Annotated in this window: 19 protein-coding genes; 14 read left to right on the forward strand and 5 right to left on the reverse strand. The window is 68.2% G+C overall.

Going from position 1 to position 19,061, the window contains the following annotated elements:
- Nucleotides 1–24: 24 nt before the first annotated feature.
- Complete coding sequence (locus tag ABZ803_RS16925) at nt 25–1,674, forward strand: acyl-CoA synthetase (RefSeq protein WP_357038983.1); 1,650 nt, start codon at nt 25–27, stop codon at nt 1,672–1,674.
- 178 nt (nt 1,675–1,852) lie between these two features.
- Here the strand turns inward: ABZ803_RS16925 and ABZ803_RS16930 are convergent, their stop codons facing one another.
- Nucleotides 1,853–3,040 carry an FAD-dependent monooxygenase gene (locus tag ABZ803_RS16930; RefSeq protein WP_357038457.1) on the reverse strand — a complete coding sequence of 396 codons (1,188 nt, stop codon included), beginning with the start codon at nt 3,038–3,040 and terminating at the stop codon, nt 1,853–1,855.
- Nucleotides 3,041–3,141: 101 nt separating this feature from the next.
- Here ABZ803_RS16930 and ABZ803_RS16935 point away from each other — a divergent pair, with 101 nt between their 5' ends.
- Entirely contained in the window at nt 3,142–3,768 is a 627-nt protein-coding gene (locus ABZ803_RS16935) for a TetR family transcriptional regulator (protein ID WP_357038460.1), read from the forward strand.
- On the opposite strand, the gene ABZ803_RS16940 is transcribed toward ABZ803_RS16935, so the two are convergent.
- The 4 genes from ABZ803_RS16940 to ABZ803_RS16955 all read right to left on the reverse strand — a co-directional run bounded on the left by ABZ803_RS16940 (nt 3,753) and on the right by ABZ803_RS16955 (nt 6,902).
- Nucleotides 3,753–4,190, reverse strand: a complete 438-nt coding sequence (locus tag ABZ803_RS16940) for a type II toxin-antitoxin system VapC family toxin (RefSeq protein WP_357038463.1) — start codon at nt 4,188–4,190, stop codon at nt 3,753–3,755. The genes ABZ803_RS16935 and ABZ803_RS16940 overlap by 16 nt on opposite strands.
- Nucleotides 4,180–4,419 carry an AbrB/MazE/SpoVT family DNA-binding domain-containing protein gene (locus ABZ803_RS16945; RefSeq protein WP_357038466.1) on the reverse strand — a complete coding sequence of 80 codons (240 nt, stop codon included), beginning with the start codon at nt 4,417–4,419 and terminating at the stop codon, nt 4,180–4,182. Before ABZ803_RS16945 ends, ABZ803_RS16940 begins: the two co-directional genes overlap by 11 nt.
- A gap of 175 nt (nt 4,420–4,594) precedes the next feature.
- A complete protein-coding gene (locus ABZ803_RS16950) occupies nt 4,595–5,689 on the reverse strand; it encodes an acyl-CoA dehydrogenase family protein (RefSeq protein ID WP_357038469.1) in 1,095 nt (364 codons plus the stop codon).
- Between the two features lie 19 nt (nt 5,690–5,708).
- On the reverse strand, nt 5,709–6,902 hold the full coding sequence (locus tag ABZ803_RS16955; protein WP_357038472.1) for an acyl-CoA dehydrogenase family protein: 1,194 nt from the start codon (nt 6,900–6,902) through the stop codon (nt 5,709–5,711).
- Nucleotides 6,903–7,109: 207 nt separating this feature from the next.
- Between ABZ803_RS16955 and ABZ803_RS16960 the strand changes: the two genes are divergently transcribed.
- The 12 genes from ABZ803_RS16960 (at nt 7,110) to ABZ803_RS17015 (ending at nt 19,042) form a co-directional block, all read left to right on the forward strand.
- Nucleotides 7,110–7,298, forward strand: a complete 189-nt coding sequence (locus ABZ803_RS16960) for a ferredoxin (RefSeq protein WP_040864641.1) — start codon at nt 7,110–7,112, stop codon at nt 7,296–7,298.
- 43 nt (nt 7,299–7,341) lie between these two features.
- Nucleotides 7,342–8,244 carry a 3-oxoacyl-ACP reductase gene (locus ABZ803_RS16965; RefSeq protein ID WP_357038477.1) on the forward strand — a complete coding sequence of 301 codons (903 nt, stop codon included), beginning with the start codon at nt 7,342–7,344 and terminating at the stop codon, nt 8,242–8,244.
- A 292-nt stretch (nt 8,245–8,536) separates the two neighbouring features.
- Nucleotides 8,537–9,301, forward strand: a complete 765-nt coding sequence (locus tag ABZ803_RS16970; RefSeq protein ID WP_040864643.1) for an ABC transporter permease — start codon at nt 8,537–8,539, stop codon at nt 9,299–9,301.
- Nucleotides 9,302–9,305: 4 nt separating this feature from the next.
- A complete protein-coding gene (locus ABZ803_RS16975) occupies nt 9,306–10,157 on the forward strand; it encodes an ABC transporter permease (protein ID WP_040864644.1) in 852 nt (283 codons plus the stop codon).
- 4 nt (nt 10,158–10,161) lie between these two features.
- The gene (locus tag ABZ803_RS16980; RefSeq protein WP_083863206.1) at nt 10,162–11,376 is read left to right on the forward strand and encodes an MCE family protein; all 1,215 of its coding nucleotides are present in this window, start codon (nt 10,162–10,164) and stop codon (nt 11,374–11,376) included.
- A complete protein-coding gene (locus ABZ803_RS16985) occupies nt 11,373–12,401 on the forward strand; it encodes an MCE family protein (protein WP_357038482.1) in 1,029 nt (342 codons plus the stop codon). Before ABZ803_RS16980 ends, ABZ803_RS16985 begins: the two co-directional genes overlap by 4 nt.
- Complete coding sequence (locus ABZ803_RS16990; protein ID WP_357038485.1) at nt 12,398–13,459, forward strand: MCE family protein; 1,062 nt, start codon at nt 12,398–12,400, stop codon at nt 13,457–13,459. The genes ABZ803_RS16985 and ABZ803_RS16990 overlap by 4 nt, the downstream gene beginning before the upstream one ends.
- An 82-nt stretch (nt 13,460–13,541) precedes the next feature.
- Nucleotides 13,542–14,813, forward strand: a complete 1,272-nt coding sequence (locus ABZ803_RS16995; RefSeq protein ID WP_357038488.1) for an MCE family protein — start codon at nt 13,542–13,544, stop codon at nt 14,811–14,813.
- Nucleotides 14,810–16,063 carry an MCE family protein gene (locus ABZ803_RS17000; protein WP_357038491.1) on the forward strand — a complete coding sequence of 418 codons (1,254 nt, stop codon included), beginning with the start codon at nt 14,810–14,812 and terminating at the stop codon, nt 16,061–16,063. The genes ABZ803_RS16995 and ABZ803_RS17000 overlap by 4 nt, the downstream gene beginning before the upstream one ends.
- Nucleotides 16,060–17,484 carry an MlaD family protein gene (locus tag ABZ803_RS17005; RefSeq protein WP_357038494.1) on the forward strand — a complete coding sequence of 475 codons (1,425 nt, stop codon included), beginning with the start codon at nt 16,060–16,062 and terminating at the stop codon, nt 17,482–17,484. Before ABZ803_RS17000 ends, ABZ803_RS17005 begins: the two co-directional genes overlap by 4 nt.
- On the forward strand, nt 17,481–18,539 hold the full coding sequence (locus ABZ803_RS17010; RefSeq protein WP_357038497.1) for a hypothetical protein: 1,059 nt from the start codon (nt 17,481–17,483) through the stop codon (nt 18,537–18,539). Before ABZ803_RS17005 ends, ABZ803_RS17010 begins: the two co-directional genes overlap by 4 nt.
- The gene (locus ABZ803_RS17015; protein WP_357038500.1) at nt 18,536–19,042 is read left to right on the forward strand and encodes a h domain protein; all 507 of its coding nucleotides are present in this window, start codon (nt 18,536–18,538) and stop codon (nt 19,040–19,042) included. Before ABZ803_RS17010 ends, ABZ803_RS17015 begins: the two co-directional genes overlap by 4 nt.
- Nucleotides 19,043–19,061 lie beyond the last annotated feature (19 nt).

Consider the following 19,061-nt stretch of genomic DNA (forward strand, 5'->3'; position numbering starts at 1 on the left):
GTAACACGTTCTATTTTTATGGCTGTGAGCTACAACATAGCGGACCTTGTCGAACATGCCATCGACCTGATGCCCGACCGCGTCGCGCTGGCCGACGACGGCCGCGAGGTCACCTACGCCCAGTTGGAGGAGCGGGCCAATAAACTCGCTCACTACCTGCAAGAACAGGGAGTCCGGCCGGGCGACAAGGTGGGTATCTACTCACGCAACACGATCGAGGCCGTCGAGGCCATGGTCGCGATCTTCAAGGCGCGGGCCGTGATGATCAACGTGAACTTCCGATATGTCGAGAACGAGTTGCAGTACATCTTCGACAACTCGGACATGGTCGCGCTGATCCATGAGCGGCGCTACAGCGACAAGGTCGCTGCCGTCCGAGCGAAGACGCCGCAACTGCGCACGGTCGTCGTCGTCGACGACGATACGACCGGCACGATCGCCACCGCAGCCGATTCGGTGGATTACGAGACGGTGCTCGCGCAGTCCTCGGGCGAGCGCGACTTCGGCGAACGTTCCCCGGACGACCTGTACATGGTCTACACCGGCGGAACCACCGGCATGCCCAAAGGCGTGATGTGGCGTCAGGAGGACGTCTGGCGCGTGCTCGGCGCGGGCATCAACTTCATCACCGGCGAATACGTCCAGGACGAGTGGGAATTGGCGAAGGTCGGCGCGGGCAGCCCGCCGATGGTGCGGTTCCCGATCCCGCCGATGATCCACGGTGGCGCGCAGTGGGCCACGTTCCACAGCCTGTTCGGCGGCGGTAAAGCCGTGATGATCCCGGAGTTCTCCGGGCACGGCGTGTGGCGGGCGATCGACAAGCACAAGATCAACTTGATCTTCATCACCGGTGACGCGATGGCGCGCCCGATGCTGGACGCGCTCATCGAAGGCAACCCGGAGACCGGTCGGCCCTACGACCTTTCCAGCCTGTACGTGATGGCCAGCAGCGCGGCGCTGTTCTCGCCCTCGCTCAAGGACCAGTTCCTCGAGCTGCTGCCCAACCGGATGATCTCCGATTCGATCGGCTCCTCGGAGACCGGTTTCGGCGGTATCGCGATCGTGGCCAAGGGCGCGACGCACACCGGGGGGCCGCGGGTGAAGATCGACGCTTCCACCGATGTGCTCGACGAGAACGGCGATCCGGTGCGGCCCGGCTCCGGTGAGGTGGGCATCCTGGCCCGTCGCGGGCACATTCCGCTCGGCTATTACAAGGACGAGGCGAAGACCGCCGCGACCTTCAAGGAGTTCAACGGGATCCGCTACGCCATCCCCGGCGACTACGCGCGCGTCGAGGAGGACGGCACGGTCACCATGCTCGGCCGTGGCTCGGTCAGCATCAACAGCGGCGGCGAGAAGATCTACCCCGAGGAGGTCGAGGGCGCGCTCAAGACGCACCCCGAGATCTTCGACGCGCTGGTGGTGGGCATCGAGGACGAGCGCTGGGGGCAGCGGGTGGTCGCGGTCGTGCAATGCCGCGGCGCGTCCCGTCCCACCCTGGAGGAGCTGCGCCCCATGCTCACCCAGGAGATCGCGCCGTACAAACTGCCCCGCAGCCTGTGGTTCGTCGACGAGATCAAGCGCTCCCCGGCGGGCAAGCCCGACTACCGCTGGGCCAAGGAGCAAACCCAGTCCCGTCCCGCCGACGACCACACGGTGGCGAGCGCGAAGTAGCAACCCGGCCTCATGGTCGGCCCCCGTCCCTCGGACAGTGGCCGACCGTGAAGGCATCCGCCCGGCTGTCAGCGCCGCCGATCGGTCTGCCGGGGATGCCCGGTAGCGGCGAGTGTCAGGTACAGCGTCCGGTTGGCGTCATTGATCGCGTACCTCCGCTCGCTGGGGCTCGCAAACCTCAGCGGTTGGCGAGTTCGGCCAGCTGGTAGGCGAGGCGGTGGCGGAAGGCGGGGATGCGGGACACGGTGGTGAGGATCAGGTTGCGCGCGGTGCGTGCGGGGCGGCGGCGCAGGGTCGCCATCTTGGTCATGCGGTCGGTGAACGAGACGACGCCGAGGGCCACGGGGCGGCGGGTGGTCTCGTACTCGTCCAGCAGGGTGTCGGGCTCGCCCGTGAGGACTCGCGCCAGCAGCGGGCCGAGGGTGGCGGCGTCCTGGATGCCGGTGTTCATGCCCTGCCCGCCCGCCGGGCTGTGCACGTGCGCGGCGTCGCCCGCGAGCAGGATGCGGCCGTTTCGGTAGTGGTCGGCGACCCGGTGGTGCACGCGGAAGCGTGAGCTCCACAGCACCTCGCGAACCCGCACCGCGCCGCCGGGGCCGCGGGCGTCCAGGAGGGCCTGGATCTGTTCCGCGGTCGAGTGCTCGGGCGCGGTTTCCAGAGTGGCGACCACGCGGTAGCGGTTCGGCTCGGCCTCGTCGGGCAGTGGCGCGACCACGGTGACACCTTCCGGCGAAAGATGCAGGGCCACCTCGTCGCGCGAGATCGGCCAGTCCATCCGCACATCGGCGAGAACGAAGGATTCCGGGTACGACGCGCCGGTGAATCCGATGCCCGCTTGCTCGCGGACGACGCTGTGCATGCCGTCGGTGCCGACGACGTAGTCGGCGCGGATGCCGCCGGCGGTGCCCGCGGCGTCGGTGTATTCGACCGTGACGCCGTCGCCGTCCTGGACGACCCGGCTGACCTGGTACGGCCGCTGCACGTCACCGCCCGCCTTACGCAGCCGCTTCAGCAGCACCGCCTCGGTGGTGTCCTGCGGCGTCATCAGGGTGTAGGGGTAGCGCGTCGGGAGACCGTCGAAGTCGATGGTGGCCAAGGTCTTGCCGCCGTCGTGGACGGTGAAGCGCGCGACGATGTCGCCCGTCGCGACCAGTTCGTCGGCGATGCCGAGTTCCTCGAGCACCTCGAGCGTCCTGGCGTGCACGACCGCCGCGCGGGAGGTGTTCGCGCCTTCGCTCTGCCGGTCGAGCAGGACGAAATCCACCCCCGCGTCGGCCAGCGTGATGGCGGCGGTCAGCCCGGCGGGCCCCGCGCCGACGATCACGACGGAAGTGGTGGCGGGCAGCGGGTTCGGTGTGGCGTTCATCGGAACTCCTCATGTCAACGTTTGTAGGCCAACGTTTGTTGGCACAACCGTAGCTCCATCCGGACTAGGAAGTCAACAGTTGTTGGCCTACACTTGTTGGCATGACCGTAGAGCCTGATCAAGCCCCCGTTCGCCGCTCGGACGCGACGCGTGCGGCGATTCTGGACGCGGCCCGCGCACGGTTCGCCGCCGAGGGATTCCGCAAGGCGACCATTCGCGCCATCGCCGCCGACGCGGATATCGACCCATCGATGGTGATGCGGTACTTCGGCAGCAAAGACGGACTCTTCGCCGCCGCGGTCGACGTCCGGTTGGATCTGCCCGACCTCGCCTCCGCGGAGCCGGACAGCCTGGGCGAGCTGCTGGTGCGCCGCTTCTTCGAGATCTGGGAAGAGCAGCCGAACAAGGAGGTGCTGCTGACGCTGCTGCGCTCATCGATCACCGACGAGGCGGTGGCGGAACGCGTCCGCGCCATCTTCGCCGAGCAGATCTTGCCCGCCGTCCTGCGTTTCGGCGATCCCGCCGACGCCCCCCGCCGTGGCGGCCTGATCGTCACCCAGATGCTCGGCCTCGCCCTGTGCCGCTACGTCCTGCGCCTACCGCCGGTCGTCGCCCTGACCCGCGACCAGATCATCGCCGAGGTAGGCCCCACCCTCCAGCGCTACCTGACGTCGATCCCGGCCGAGGGATCTCGGGCAGTGCCACCGCCCGCTCAGGAATCGGGGTAAATCAGTCCGACTGTGGGGAAATAGCCGCGGTACCGGGCGACGTCCCTGGTCAGCAATTGGTAGCCCGTCACTGCGGCGTGCGCTCCGATGTAGATGTCGGGCATGGGCGAGCGCTTCTCGCCGCTGTTCTTGCGGTAGCGCTGGTACGCCTTGCCTGCAAGGAAGCCAGCGCGAAACGGTAGCGCTTCGCGCTCGAACTCGTCGGAGGGCAGCAGATAATCGAGGTCTTCGACCGCGTCGTATCCGACCGAGACTTCGGCGTAAATGATCGGATTGATCACAACCCGGCCCGCGTCGAGCGCCTCGGTTATCCGGTCCGCCGACCACGCCGCCCAGTGCTTGTCATTGGTCATGACGTCGAGCAGGACGCAGGAGTCGACAAGAACGGCAGGTCCACCGATGGGTGTCGGGCTACTCGCCACGGAGCAAGTCCATGATCTGGTCGGTGCTCAAGCCTTCGATGTCCCTGCTGTCTGCGGTGCCACGCAGTCGTCGTACGAGGCGTTGGCCTCGAGTCGAGGCGCCCTCGGCGCGCACGATCTGCAAGGTGCCGTCGACTTCGATGATCTCCACATCGTCACCCTCGTGAAGATTGTGTTTGGCGCGAAGGTGGGCGGGGATCGTCACTTGTCCCTTGCTGTTCAGCAGCATTGCAGCCTCCTCTTGCAGTCGTAGTAATCGTATTACGTAATACGATTACCGCACATCCCTCACGTCGACCTACGCGTTCCAGAACTGCTGGAGCTGAACCGGCGACTGGTCTGAGCGCAACGCGATTCGGCCCGCAGGGCGTGGTGCCGTGCGGGCCGAATGTGCTCGGGTGCGGTTACGTGGCCAGCAGCGCGCCGAGGGCGCGCAGGTGGTCGGTGCTCGCGCCGAGGGCGAACTCGTTGTGTTTGGCGGCGGTGAAGTAGTTGTGCGCGATGTGGTCGCGGTCGATGCCGACGCCGCCGTGCACGTGGACCACGGTGTGGGCGACGCGGTGGCCCGCGTCGGCGGCCCAGAACTTGGCGGTGTGCACCGCCTCGGCGGCGGGCAGGTCCTCCGACAGCAACCACGCCGCCTGGGTGACCGCCAGGCGCAGGCCCTGCACGTCGATGTAGGCGTCGGCGAGCCGTTGGGCGACGGCCTGGAAGCTGCCGACCGCCTTGCCGAACTGCTCCCGCTCCCTTGCGTATTCGGCTACCAGCTCGAGCGCCCGTTCCAGGGTGCCGAGCTGTAGGGCGCTCAGGCCGAGCCAGGCACGGGTGAGGATCCAGTCCAGGATCTCCGCCCCGTCGGCCACGGCGCCGATCAGTTCGGCTGGCGCGTCGGTGAGCTCGACCGCGAACTCCGGGCTGCGGTCGACCACCTGTTGCGCGGTCACCGTCGCCGCCGCGGGATCGACCAGGAACACCGCGGTGGTTCCGGAGACCGTGGCGGGCACCAGGATCCGCTCGGCCCGGTTCGCGAAGGGCACGGTGGTCTTGGCGCCGGTCAGTCGCCAGCCGTCGGCGGTCTCGACCGCGCTGGTGGTCGGCGCGGCGGGTTCCCAGTTGCGCTCCTCGGCCAGCGCCACCGTGAGGATGACGCTGCCCGCGCCCGCCCGCGTGGCCAGATCCTGTTGCGCCGCATCGCCGAACCGTGCCAGCGCGCCCGCGCCGAGCACGATCGACCACAGGTACGGCACGGCCGCGAGGTGCTTGCCCAGCTCGCGCAGGACAGCGGTCTGTTCGAGCGAGCCGAGGTCGCTGCCGCCGACGGATTCGGGCAGGGCCGCCGCGAGCACGCCGGTCTCGGCCAGCGAACTCCACAGCGGCCGGTCGAATCGCTCTTCGGCGGTATCGAGTTCGCGCAACCGGTCCGCGGTGACCAATTTCCCGCACACCTCGCCGGTCAGCCGGCCGAGATCGAGTTGAGCTTCGGTGGGGGTGAAATCCATGGTGGTCTCTCAGCTTTCGTCAGCGCGCGGCGGCAGGCTGCTTCAGGGCGGTCATGGCGATGATGTCGCGCTGTACCTCGTTGGTGCCGCCGCCGAAGGTGAGGATGAGCGCGGCGCGGTGCATCCGCTCGAGGCGGCCGCGCAATTGCGCGCCGGGGGAGTCCTGGCGCAGGTAGGCCTGCGGGCCGAGCACCTCCATGAGCGACCGGTAGGCCTCGGTGGCCAGCTCGGTGCCGTACACCTTGCAGGCGGAGGCGTCCCACGGGCGCGGAGCCGCGTCACCGCCCGCGTCGGCCCGGCTGGCGATCTCCCAGTTCAGCAGCTTGAGGTATTCCACCTTGGCGTGCGCCTTGGCCAGGATGAGCTGCACCCATTCGCGGTCGATCACGCGGGAGCCGTCGCTCGCCTTGGTCTCGCGCGCCCATTCGGCGGTCTGGCGCAGCGCCAGCGCCAGCGGCGCGGCCGAGGTGAGCGCGACCCGCTCGTGGTTGAGCTGGTTGGTGATCAGCGCCCAGCCGCCGTTCTCCTGGCCCACCAGCGCGCTCGCGGGCACGCGAACGTCCTGGTAGTAGGTGGCGCTGGTGTCCGGCCCCGCCATGGTGTGCACCGGCGTCCACGAGAAGCCCTCGGCGGTGGTCGGCACGATGAGCATGCTGATGCCCTTGTGCTTCTTGGCGGTCGGATCGGTGCGCACGGCCAGCCAGACGTAGTCGGCGTAGGCGATCAGGCTGGTCCACATCTTCTGGCCGTTGATCACGTAGTCGTCGCCGTCGCGCACCGCGGTGGTGCGCAGGCTGGCCAGGTCGGTGCCCGCGCCCGGCTCGGAGTAACCGATGGAGAAGTGCAGTTCACCGGCCGCGATCTTGGGCAGGAAGAACTTCTTCTGCTCCGCACTGCCGTAGTGCATGATCGTGGGCGCGACGGAGTTGATGGTCAGGAACGGCACCGGCGCGCCCGCGATCGCCGCCTCGTCGGTGAAGATCAGCTGGTCCATGGTGGGGCGGTCCTGGCCGCCGTATTCCTCGGGCCAGCCCAGCGCCAGCCAGCCGTCGTGGCCCATCTGCTGCACCACCTCGCGGTACACATTGCCCTGGCCGTACTCGCCGGTCTGCGCGCTCAGCGCCTCCCTGCGCTCAGGGGTGATGAGTCGCGCGAAGTAGTCGCGCAACTCCGCGCGCAGCTGCTCCTGTTGCGGCGTGTACGCAATGCGCATGGCAAAACCTCTTGGGGGATGGTCGGCCGACGGGGCTGACGGAGTCGGCGGGGTGGGCAGGACGAGTCTTCGTCGGATCGGGTTTCCCCGATCATTGCATATGGACTGAAACATGTTCCAGTATTGATACTGAATCCCCCCGATGACGCCCCGGTGGAGCGGATCGGCTTGTTAGGCTTCGGCCAGAGTGGTGGTAAAGGAGTTGCCATGAAGATCAGTGTCGATCCAGACCAGTGCGAAGCGAATGGAATCTGTGTCGGAATCGCCCCCGACGTGTTCGAACTCGATGACGAGGACGTCCTGCACATCGCGAACGCCGACGTGCCCCCCGATCGGCTCGCCGATGTCGAGGACGCCGTCGCGCAATGTCCGAAGGCGGCGTTGCGGTTGCAGTGAGCGTTGCTTGCCGTAAGTTGGAACACGTTCTAGAGTCGGCCGCGTGAGCAATGATCTGAGCCTTGCGGGCCGTGTAGCGATCGTGACCGGCGGCGGCGCCGGACTTGGGCGGGCCGAAGCGCTCGCGCTGGCCGGAGCCGGCGCGTCGGTGGTGGTCAACGACCTCGCGGAGTCGGAGGCGGTCGCGAGCACGCTCGGTGACATCCGGGCGCTGGGCGCCAAGGCGGAGTTCGTCGCGGGCAGCATCGCCGAGCGCGCGACCGCCGACGCGCTGATCCGCACCGCCGAGGAGTCGTTCGGATCGGTCGACATCGTGGTCAACAACGCGGGCATCACCCGCGACCGGATGCTGTTCAACATGTCCGACGAGGACTTCGACGCGGTGCTCGCGGTGCATCTGCGCGGCCATTTCCTGCTCTCGCGCAACGCGGCCGCCTATTGGCGCGGCAAGTCGAAGCAGGCGGGGGCGCCGGTCTACGGAAGGCTGATCAACACCTCCTCGGAAGCCGGATTGCTCGGCCCGGAGGGGCAGGCCAACTACGGTGCCGCGAAGGCGGGCATCACCGCGCTGACCCTCTCGGCCGCGCGGGCCCTGTCTCGCTTCGGTGTGCGCGCCAACGCGATCGCGCCGCGGGCGCGCACCGCGATGACCGAGGCGGTGTTCAGCCCCGCCCCGGAGGGCGAGGCCGACCCGCTGTCGCCCGATCACGTGGCCCGGCTGGTCGCCTACCTGGCCTCGCCCGCGGCCGATTCGGTCAACGGACAGCTGTTCGTCGTCTACGGGGGAATGGTGGCGCTCATGGCGGCGCCGGTTGTCGAACGCCGGTTCGACGCGGCCGCGGGGGAGTGGTCGGCCCAGGATCTGGCCGACACGCTGGGCGACTACTTCGCCGATCGCCCGGAGGGGCGCACCTTCTCGGCGTCTTCGCTGGCAGAGCTGGGGTGAGCCGCGGCGGCTCGCCGCGGACCCGCTACTGATCAGCTGTCCAACTGTTGATCATGGGATCGGCGCTTGGTAGACATAGGGACGGGTTATGTCCTACCTCACAAAGGTGGGATCATCACCCGATGACACCGGTTCCAAATTTATATGCCGACTTTTCGGGAAATTGCACTTCAAAAGTATGAAAAGTGCTACCGGCAACACGGTGAACGTGTTCTAATCGTTCCGGCGGTGCGGCCACGGTGGAGATTCGCGCCGTGGGCTGTGTACGCCGGTTGAGCAAGGAGGATCGTGGATGAACGAGGTCCTTGCCGTGCCGTTGCGGGCCGTCGGTGGATTCTTCGAACTCACCGCTGATGTCGCACGCGCCAGCGTGCGCAGGCCCTTTCAATGGCGGGAGTTCATCGACCAGTCCTGGTTCATCGCGCGAGTTTCGATCGTGCCGACATTGCTGGTGGCCATTCCGTTCACCGTTCTGGTCAGCTTCACCTTGAACATTCTGTTGCGGGAGATCGGCGCGGCCGACCTCAGCGGGGCGGGCGCGGCATTCGGCGCGGTCACCCAGGTGGGGCCGATCGTCACCGTGCTCATCGTGGCGGGGGCGGGCGCCACCGCGATCTGCGCCGACCTGGGCGCGCGCACCATTCGCGAGGAAATCGACGCCATGCGGGTGCTGGGCATCAATCCGGTACAGCGCTTGGTGGTGCCCCGGGTGCTCGCGTCGATGTTCGTCGCGCTGATGCTCAACAGCCTGGTGTGCACCATCGGCATCGTCGGCGGATTTCTGTTCTCGGTGTATCTGCAAGATGTGAACCCCGGCGCGTTCGTCAATGGCATCACGCTGCTCACCCATCTGCCCGAGCTGATCATTTCGGAGGTGAAAGCCGGATTGTTCGGGCTGATCGCCGGCCTGGTCGCCTGCTATCTGGGCTTGAATGTCAAAGGCGGACCCAAGAGTGTCGGTGATGCGGTGAATCAGACCGTAGTCTTCGCTTTTATGGCCCTGTTCGTCGTGAACGTGGTGGTCACCGCCGTCGGCATCAAGTTCACGGCGCGGTGACGCGATGGCCTTCGTAATCCAATCCCGTTTTCCCCGCACGGTCCGGCGAATGCGCAGGATGTCGGACTCGCTCGATTCGGTCGGCAAGCACGCTGTGTTCTATGCCCAGGCGCTCGGGTCGCTGCCGCGCGCGCTGGTGCACTATCGCACCGAGACCATCCGGCTGATCGCCGAGATCAGCATGGGTACCGGCGCGCTGGCGGTGATCGGCGGCACGGTGGTGATCGTCGGGTTCCTCACCCTGTTCGCGGGCGGCACCATCGCCGTGCAGGGCTACAGCTCACTGGGCAATATCGGCGTCGAGGCGCTGACCGGCTTCTTCGCGGCGTTCATCAACGTCCGCATCGCGGCGCCGGTGATCTCCGGCATCGGCCTGGCGGCCACCATCGGGGCGGGCTCGACCGCGCAACTGGGCGCGATGCGGGTCGCCGAGGAGATCGACGCGCTGGAGTCGATGGCGATCCGGCCGGTGCCCTACCTGGTCGGCACCCGCGTGCTGGCCGGGATGATCGCGATCGTCCCGCTCTACGCCCTCGCGGTGATCGCGTCGTTCCTGGCCAGCCGGTTCGCCACGGTCGTCATCTACGGCCAGTCGGCGGGCGTCTACGACCACTACTTCTCCACGTTCCTCATCCCGACCGACATCCTGTGGTCGTTCGCCCAGGCGATCCTCATGTCCTTGGCGATCATGATGATCCACACCTACTACGGCTACAACGCCGCGGGCGGCCCGGTCGGCGTGGGTGTCGCGGTGGGCAACGCGGTGCGGACCTCACTGGTTGCGGTCGTCACGGTGACCCTGCTGGTCTCGCTGGCCATCTACGGCACCTCCGGCAACTTCCACCTCTCCGGATAGCGACATGGCGGAATCGAAGCAAACGGAAAGCCGCCTGGGGCGCGCGCTGCGCGGCGGGCTCGGCCTGAAACTGGCCGGTATCACGATGGTGCTCGCGCTGGTCGCCATCTTCGCGGTCGCGATGATCATGTTCGTCGGCGGGTTCACGCCCACGGCCACCGTGACGGTGGACGCGCCGCGCAGCGGCCTGGTCCTGGACCCGGACGCCAAGGTGAAGGTGCGCGGGGTGGAGATCGGCCGCGTCGCGTCCGTCGACCACACCACCGAGGGCGCGAGGCTGAAACTGGCCCTCGACCCGGACCTGTTGAAACTGGTCCCCTCCAACGCGGATGTCGACATCCGGTCGACCACGGTGTTCGGCGCGAAGTACATCAACTTCATCGTTCCGCAGCAGCCGTCGTCCACCCCACTGCGTCCCGGCGCGACCGTGACCGCGCAGCGGGTGACCGTCGAGTTCAACACCCTGTTCCAGCACCTCTCGGACGTGCTGGCCAAGATCGAGCCGGAGAAGCTGAACGCCACCCTGTCCGCGCTGGGCACGGCGTTGCAGGGCCGGGGGCAGAAACTCGGTGACCTGCTCACGCAGAGCGACGCCTACCTGCGCGACATCAACCCGTATCTGCCGACGCTGCGACAGGATCTGGCGAAGACCGGCGAGGTCACCGACCTGTACGCGGACACGGTGAACGACCTGCTGCGCACGGTGGACAACTTCACCGTCACCAGCAAGACCCTGGCCCAGGAGCAGGACAGCCTGGACAACGTTCTGGTGAACCTCACCGGCCTGGCCGACACCACCGGATCGGTCTTGCGCGACAACGAGAATCAGCTCGGCACCGCGCTGGATCTGCTGCGCCCGACCACCGGGCTGCTCGACGAGTACGCGCCCGCGCTGTACTGCCTCATCGGCGGCCTCGGCAAGGCGCTGCCCCTGGGTGAGGCGGTCTTCGGCGGGTTGCAGGAAGGCGTCGCGCTGAACACCGGCTTCATGTACGGCGCGAAGCCGTATACCTACCCGGAGGATCTGCCCAAGGTCAACGCGACCGGCGGCCCGCAATGCGGGGGCATCCTGGACCGGGTGCCGGGCAGCCACTCGGACTATGTCGTCACCGATACCTCGGAAGGCCACGTGTACACACCGTCGACGACGCTGAGTGTGAACCCGCCGAAGATCTTCCAGCTCCTGTTCGCCGGACTACCGGGGGTGCCGCGCCCGTGAGGAATACCGCGACCACCGTCAAACTGGCGATCTTCACGCTGGTGATGGCGCTGATCTTCGCCGGTCTGGCGGTTGTGTTCAGCCAGATGCGGTTCGCCAGGGAGAACGGCTACCACGCCGTGTTCACCAGTTCCTCGGGCGTGCTGCCCGGGGCGAAGGTGCGCATCGCCGGCGTGCCGGTCGGCTCGGTCACCTCGGTGAAGGTGGGCAAGGACTATCTGGCGCACGTCGAGTTCGACGTCGACCGCAAGTACCGGCTGCTCACCAGCACCCGGGCGGCGATCAAGTACGAGAACCTGGTCGGCGACCGCTATCTCGAGTTGACCGAGGGGCCCGGCTCGAACCGCGTCCTGCAGCCCGGCGGCACCATCGTCAAGGAACAGACCGCGCCCGCACTCGATCTGGACATGCTGCTCGGCGGTTTCCGGCCGCTGCTGCGCGGCCTCGACCCCGGCCAGGTGAACGACCTGACCAACGCGCTGCTGCAGATCTTCCAGGGACAGGGCGGCACGCTGGTGTCCCTGCTCAACAGCGGCGGTTCGTTCGCCAAGACGCTCGCCGACCGGGACGCGCTGATCGGCAGCGTGATCAACAACCTGAACGTGGTGCTGCAGACCATCGATCAGCGCGGCGACCAGTTCGCCACCACGATCGCCGAACTACAGCGCCTGATCAGCGGACTGGCGGCCGACAAGGACCAGATCGGGGACGCGATCCCGCGAATCGCCGGGGCCACCGGCGACCTGACCGACCTGCTCGCCCAGGCCCGTCCCGATCTGCGGGGCACCATCGAGCAGACCGGGCGACTGGCCACGAACCTCGACGCCGGGTCGGACACGGTGCAGTGGGTCCTGGAACGGCTGCCGTCGACCTATCGCCAGCTGATCCGCATCGGCTCCTACGGCTCCTTCCTCCAGCTCTACGTCTGCTCGACGAACTTCCTGGTGGACGGCCCGAACGGACAGACGATGAAGATCAACATGCCCGGGGCGCAGACGACCGGAAGGTGTGCGGACAACCGATGAAAGAGCAGCGATCATCCGCCATCACCATCGGCATCGTCGGCCTCGTGGTCGCGGTGGCGGTGGCGCTGTCGGCACTGCAATTCGACCGCTTGCCGTTCATTCGTTCCGGCGCGACGTTCACCGCCTACTTCGCCGACGCGGGCGGCCTGCTCCCCGGTGACGCGGTGCAGGTCGCGGGCGTGCGGTCGGGACGGGTGGAGGAGGTCGGCCTCGACGGCGCGAAAGTGCTCGTCCGGTTCACCCTCTCCGAGTCGATCGTGCTGGGCGAGAAGACCTCGGCGGCGATCAAGACCAACACGGTGCTCGGACGCAAATCGCTGGAGGTGACGCCGTCCGGCCCAGGCGCGCTGCGCACCGACGACACCATCCCGCTGGAACGCACCACATCGCCGTACTCGCTCAACGAGGCGCTGAGCGACCTGGCGGGAACGGTGCACGATCTCGACCTCGACCGGGTCGACCAGACCCTCGACGCGCTCTCGGCGACCTTCGCCGACACCCCCGCGCCGTTGCGCTCGGCGCTCGACGGCGTCACCGCGCTCTCCCGCAGCATCAACGCGCGCGACCAGGCGCTGACCGATCTGCTGAAGCGGGCGCAGAACGTGACGAAGATCCTCGCCGACCGCGGCAACCAGATCAACGCGCTGATCCTGGACGGCAACGAGCTGCTCGGCGAGCTGGACCGGCGGCGCACCGCGCTCGGGCAGCTGATCGTCTACGTCAACGGACTCGCCCAGCAGCTGTCCGGCCTGGTCGCCGACAACGAGGCACAGCTCAAACCCGCCCTCGACAAACTCAATTCGGTACTGGCGCTGTTGCAGCGCAACAAACAGAACCTCGCCGACGCGCTGGACGGCCTCGGCCCGTTCGCCGCCGCACTCGGTGAGCAGGTGGGCAGCGGCCCCTACTTCCAGGCGTACGTGATCAACGCCGCGAGCAAGACGCTGCAACCGCTGGTGGACGCGCTGGTGTGGCCGCAGCACCTGCCGAACGATCTGCAGAGCTACCTCACGCCGTCCCCGTCGATCGAACCCGCGATACAGGAGCCGCCGCGATGAGTGGGCACTACCCGTCCATCCTGTACCCGTCTCGAGCCGTCGATAGATTCGCGCCGACGACGGGGGAGTCGCGTCCGGGGGGATGCGCATGCTGAACGTCGTACGGAAACTGCCTCGCTGGGCGCTGGTGCTGGCCGGAGTGGTCGTCGCCGCCCTCGTGGTGGCGGTCGCGTGGAACGGCATAACCAGGATCGGAACCACCAAGGTCACCGCGTATTTCCCGTCCACGTCGGGCCTGTACGCCGGTGACGACGTGCGGGTGCTCGGTGTCAAGGTCGGCCGGATCGACTCGATCGAGCCCGGCGCCGACCGGGTGAAGGTGACCATGACCCTCGATCGCGGAATCGACGTCCCCGCCGACCCGAAGGCGGTGATCATCTCGCCGTCGCTGGTCTCGGCGCGTTTCATCCAGATCGCGCCCGCCTACACCGGTGGCCCGAAGCTGAAGGACGGCAGCGTGATCCCGATCGAGCACACCGCGGTGCCGGTCGAGTGGGACGACATCAAGGCCGAGCTGTCCAAGCTGGCCACCGCCCTCGGTCCGGTCGGTGACGACAAGCAGGGGTCCTTCGGCCGCTTCGTCGACACCGCCGCCGACAACCTCGACGGCAACGGGCAGCGGTTCCGCGACACCCTGCGGGAACTGTCGGCCACCTTGAGCACGCTCTCCGACGGACGCACCGACCTGTTCGGCACGGTGCGCAACCTACAGAAGTTCGTCGACGTGCTGTCGGCGAGCAACGAGCAGATCGTGCAGTTCGGCGGACGGCTGGCGTCGGTGTCCTCGGTGCTGGCCGGGGTGTCGGCCGATCTCGGCGCGGGACTGGACAATCTGGACGCTGCGATCGTCGACGTGCGCCGGTTCATCGACGGCAGCGGCGCCGAACTCACCGAAGGCGTGCAGCGGCTGGCCGACGCCACCCAGGTGCTGGTCGACAAACGGCCCGAACTGGAACGCGTACTGCACTCCGGCCCGACCGCGCTGGTGAACTTCTATCAGATCTACAAGCCGGCCCAAGGCACCCTGACCGGCGCGATCGCGCTGAACAACCCCGCCGACCCGCTCGGGTTCCTGTGCGGCTCGGTCCGCGCGCTGGAGACCAACGACGCCGATCGCAGCGCGGACCTCTGCGCGCAGTACCTCGCGCCGGTGATCAACAGCTTGAGCATGAACTACGTGCCGATCATGACGAACCCGGCCAGCGGCGTGACCGCGTTCCCCGACCAGCTGGTGTACACCGATCCCAGCCTGGCCGATCGGGTGCGGAGCCAGACTCCCGCGCAGCCGCAGCCCGCTCCGGTGAGCGTGCCCAGCGGTCTCGCCGGACTGGCCATTCCGGGAGGAGTGCGATGACGCCGACGCGGCGATTGCACCGCACCGCCACGGTCGCGGTGGGGCTGGCGGTGGCGCTCGGCGTCTCCGGCTGTGAGTGGGACGGACTGAATTCGCTGCCGATGCCCGGCACCGAGGGCACCGCGCCGGGATCCTACGAAGTGCGTGTCCAGATGCCGAACGTGACCACGCTGACCCGCAATTCCCCCGTCCGGGTGCACGACGTGGCGGTCGGCACGGTGTCGAAGATCGAGGTGGAGGACTGGCACGCGCTGGTCACCGTCAAGCTGAACCCGGACGTGCAGCTGCCGGCGAACGCCGTCGCCAAGATCGGGCAGACCAGTTTGCTCGGGTCCAACCATCTCGAGCTCGCCGAGCCGACGGATCAGGCTCCCGAAGGCCGGTTGCGGGCGGGCGATGTCATCCCGCTGGCGCGGGCCGGGACCTATCCGACCACCGAGCAGGTGCTTTCCTCGCTGTCGGTGGTGCTCAACGGCGGCGGCGTCGCGCAGCTGGAAACCATCACCCACGAACTCAATGCGGCGCTCACCGGGCGCGAGGAGGCCATCCGCGACCTGCTGCCGCAGCTGAACGAACTCACCACGAACCTGGACCGCCAGACCGGCGACATCATCGCGGCGATGAGCGGGCTGGACCGGCTCGGCGGTCAGCTCGCCGAGCAGCGTGACGTGGTGGCGGCGGCCATCGAGCAGATCCATCCTGCGTTGACCGTGCTCGCCGACCGCCGCGCGAACATCACCAGGGCGCTCACCGCGCTCGGCGAGCTGAGCGACGTCGTCCGGCGCATCGTCGACGCCAGCGGCGAGGACCTGAAGGCCAACCTGCGCAGCCTCGTGCCCGCGCTGAAATCGCTGTCGGACACCGGCGGCGACCTGACCGAGGCGCTGAAGATCCTGGCCACCTTCCCGTTCCCGATGAAGAACCTGGACCACGCGATCAAGGGCGACTACCTGAACCTGTTCATGACCGTGGACATCACCGGCAAGCGGCTGGATTCGAACTTCCTCACCGGCACGCCGCTGGGCGGACGGTTCGGCGGCGTGGAAGGCGCTCTGGGCAGCTTCGCGCCGGGCACGGCCGCGCAGAACGGCGACCCGGCCACCGGGCCGTTGCAGGCGCCGCCGCCCGCGGCGAGCCAGCCCGCCCCGACCATCCCGGGACTGCCGCCCATCCCCGGCCTGCCCGCCATTCCCGGATTGACCGTGCCCATGCCGGGCAACTCCGCGCCGCAAGGGGGTCCGGGCCAGTGACGCTCACCCGGTTCGTCCGTACCCAGCTCATCATCTTCTCCGTGCTGACGGTGATCGGCCTGGTGGTCATGGGCGGCACGTACGTGAAGGTGCCCGCGATGTTCGGCATCGGGCGCTACGAGGTCACGGTGAAACTGGCCGCGACCGGCGGCCTCTACCCGACGGCCAATGTCGCCTATCGCGGCACGAACGTCGGCGTGGTGAAGGAGGTGCGGCTCACGCCGGTCGGGGTGGACGCGAAACTGTCCATCGCCAGCGACTACAAGATTCCCTCCGACGTCGACGCGTGGGTCCGCAGTGTTTCCGCGGTGGGCGAGCAGTACGTGGACCTGGTCCCCGCCGAGCACCGCACCGGCGGGAACCTGCGCGACGGCAGCGTGATCCCGGTGGAGCGCACCAAGCTGCCGCAAGACGTCGGCGCGCTGCTGGACCAGGCCGACCGGTTGCTGTCGAGCGTGGCGGACACCCGGCTGCGGCAGGTCATCGACGAGGCGTTCCTCGCGTTCAACGGCGCCGGACCGGACCTGCAACGATTCATCGACTCCGCGTCGCTGCTGGTGCAGGAGGCGCAGGCGAACGCCGAACCGACGAAGCAGTTGCTCGACCAGATCGGGCCGCTGCTGGACACCCAGACCCGTTCGGACGCGGCGATCCGTTCCTGGACCGCCGATCTGGCGACCGTCACCGACCAGCTGCGCGGTCACGACCCCGCGCTGCGCGGTGTGTTGCGGGAGGGCCCGTCCGCGATGCAACGGGTGACCAATCTGTTCGAGGATCTGCGGCCGACGCTGCCGCTGCTGCTGTCGAACCTGGTCAGCGTCGGTCAGGTCGCGGTCACCTACCACGCGGGACTCGAGCAGATCCTGGTGGTCTATCCGCCGCTGGTCGCCGCGCTGCTCACCGCGGTACGCGGCCCGCTCGAATACGGAGCCCTGGTCGACTTCATGGCGCTGGTCAACGACCCGCCCGCCTGCACGACCGGCTTCCTCCCGCCCGATCAGCGCCGCTCGCCGAGCGAACTCGACACCCCGCCCACGCCTTCCGGCCTGTACTGCAAGGTGCCGCAGGACGCTCCCGAAGCGGTGCGCGGCATCCGGAACACGCCGTGCGCCGAAGTGCCCGGTGTGCGCGCCCCGACGCCGGAGATGTGCCGGACCGGGTACGTTCCGTTGGGTGACAACCCGCCGTTCGGACCGCCGCGGCCGGTCGCGCCCGCGGCGGCGCCCGCCGATGAGCCGCCCGTCGTGGCGCCGGCGAGTTACGGCGGCGGCACACCGGCCGCCGCCCGCGCGTACGACCCGGACAGCGGCGTCTACATCGGCCCCGACGGGCGGACATACCGACAGGGCGATATCGGACCGAGCGGTTCGGGCACGGTACCGTCGAGCTGGCAGGCGATGCTCGAGGAGCAGCAACGATGAGTGAGAGCAACGGAGAAGGTCACCGCACGCGGCGTCGTGCGGTGCGCTCGGCCGGGCCGCCGGTCGAGGAGAACGCGACCGACGCCGCGAGCGTGAGCGATGCCGCGAGCGTGAGCGATGCCGCGGGCGATGCCGCGAGCGCGACCGACGCCGCGAGCGTGAGCGATGCCGCGGGCGACGCCGTGACCGTGACCGATGCCGCGGGCGACGCCGTGACCGTGACCGACGCCGCGGGCGACGCCGCGACCGTGACCGTGACCGACGCCGCGAACGCGACCGATGCCGCGACCGCGAGCGACGCCGCGACCGATGCGAAGACGGCCGTTACTGCGCGTGCGAAGACCACAGCCGCAGACGATGCGAAGCCCGCGCCCACCGAGGTCTCTTCTGACCCCTCGGCCGAAACCGCCGACCCGGACAAGGAGCCGAGTACCGTCGGCGCCGAGTCGAGCGCACGGGTACCGTCCACCGACGACTCGACCGCCGACACGGACAATGCGGCGGTCACCATGACGAAAGCCGCCGCCGAGTCGCCGTCCACCGAGCCGCAGCCCGCCCCGGGCAAGAACCGCGGTCTCCCGCGCATTCTCGCGATGACCGCCGCCGCACTGCTGGTCGTCGCGCTCGTCTGCGGCGCGACCCTCTCGGTGCTCGCGATGCGCTCGGCGCACGAACGCGACGAGCGCCGCGCCGAATACGTGGAAACCGCCCGGCAGGCGATCGTCAATCTGACCACCATCCGCGCCGATTCCGCCAAGCAGGACATCGACCGGATCCTGTCGCTGGCCTCGGGTGAGTTCAAGACCGAGTTCGACGGGCGGGTCGACCCGTTCACCAGCATCGTGCAGCAGGCCAAGGTGGTCTCCAGCGGCGAGATCGTGGAGGCCGCGCTGGAGAGCGACGACGATCGCTCCGGGCGGGTGCTGGTCGCCGCCAAGCAGACGCTCACCAACGCGGGCCAAGCCGAGCCGCAGACCAGGTATTACCGGTTCCGGGTCACCGTTTCCCGCGGCGATTCCGGGCTGACCGTGTCCAATGTGGAGTTCGTGGCATGACCGGCGTACGCAGCATGAACGGAATTCGGGCCAAGATCCTGCTCGCGGTACTCGGTGTCGTGGTCGCCGCGGCCGCGGTGATCGGCGGCGTCAACGGTTACCGCTACTGGGACGACCGGCAGGCCGAGCAGTCGCGCGAGGACGCGGTCGCGACGGCGGGACGCACCCTCGAGGCCATGTTCACCTACAACCCGCAGACCGTGGACACCGAACTGCGCAAGTCCGCCGACCACCTGACCGGTGATTTCCGCGACGACTATCTGACGCTGATCGACAAGCAGATCGCGCCGGGCGCCAAGGAGAAGCAGCTCACCGTCACCGCGACCACCCAGGCGGGCGGTGTCATCTCCGCGGACCGTTCGCACGCGCAGGTGCTGTTGTTCCTCAACCAGGTGATGACGAGCAAGGACACCCCGCAGGGCACCACCACCGGCAGTCGCGTGCGCGTCACGCTGACGAAGGCGGACTCGCACTGGTTGGTCTCGGCGGTCACCCCGGTCTGAGTCCGGCGAACCCGGCGAA

Source organism: Nocardia sp. NPDC047648 (assembly GCF_040642815.1).
Lineage (GTDB): Bacteria > Actinomycetota > Actinomycetes > Mycobacteriales > Mycobacteriaceae > Nocardia > Nocardia gamkensis.

Excerpts from the sequence above, each read along its gene's own strand:
- ABZ803_RS17010 (WP_357038497.1), top strand. The coding sequence starts at position 17,481 with ATGAGTGAGAGCAACGGAGAAGGTCACCGCACGCGGCGTCGTGCGGTG.
- ABZ803_RS16930 (WP_357038457.1), bottom strand. The coding sequence starts at position 3,040 with ATGAACGCCACACCGAACCCGCTGCCCGCCACCACTTCCGTCGTGATC.
- ABZ803_RS16970 (WP_040864643.1), top strand. The coding sequence starts at position 8,537 with ATGAACGAGGTCCTTGCCGTGCCGTTGCGGGCCGTCGGTGGATTCTTC.
- ABZ803_RS16960 (WP_040864641.1), top strand. The coding sequence starts at position 7,110 with ATGAAGATCAGTGTCGATCCAGACCAGTGCGAAGCGAATGGAATCTGT.
- ABZ803_RS16980 (WP_083863206.1), top strand. The coding sequence starts at position 10,162 with ATGGCGGAATCGAAGCAAACGGAAAGCCGCCTGGGGCGCGCGCTGCGC.
- ABZ803_RS16990 (WP_357038485.1), top strand. The coding sequence starts at position 12,398 with ATGAAAGAGCAGCGATCATCCGCCATCACCATCGGCATCGTCGGCCTC.
- ABZ803_RS16950 (WP_357038469.1), bottom strand. The coding sequence starts at position 5,689 with ATGGATTTCACCCCCACCGAAGCTCAACTCGATCTCGGCCGGCTGACC.
- ABZ803_RS17000 (WP_357038491.1), top strand. The coding sequence starts at position 14,810 with ATGACGCCGACGCGGCGATTGCACCGCACCGCCACGGTCGCGGTGGGG.
- ABZ803_RS17015 (WP_357038500.1), top strand. The coding sequence starts at position 18,536 with ATGACCGGCGTACGCAGCATGAACGGAATTCGGGCCAAGATCCTGCTC.
- ABZ803_RS16945 (WP_357038466.1), bottom strand. The coding sequence starts at position 4,419 with ATGCTGCTGAACAGCAAGGGACAAGTGACGATCCCCGCCCACCTTCGC.
- ABZ803_RS16975 (WP_040864644.1), top strand. The coding sequence starts at position 9,306 with ATGGCCTTCGTAATCCAATCCCGTTTTCCCCGCACGGTCCGGCGAATG.
- ABZ803_RS16935 (WP_357038460.1), top strand. The coding sequence starts at position 3,142 with ATGACCGTAGAGCCTGATCAAGCCCCCGTTCGCCGCTCGGACGCGACG.
- ABZ803_RS16995 (WP_357038488.1), top strand. The coding sequence starts at position 13,542 with ATGCGCATGCTGAACGTCGTACGGAAACTGCCTCGCTGGGCGCTGGTG.
- ABZ803_RS16955 (WP_357038472.1), bottom strand. The coding sequence starts at position 6,902 with ATGCGCATTGCGTACACGCCGCAACAGGAGCAGCTGCGCGCGGAGTTG.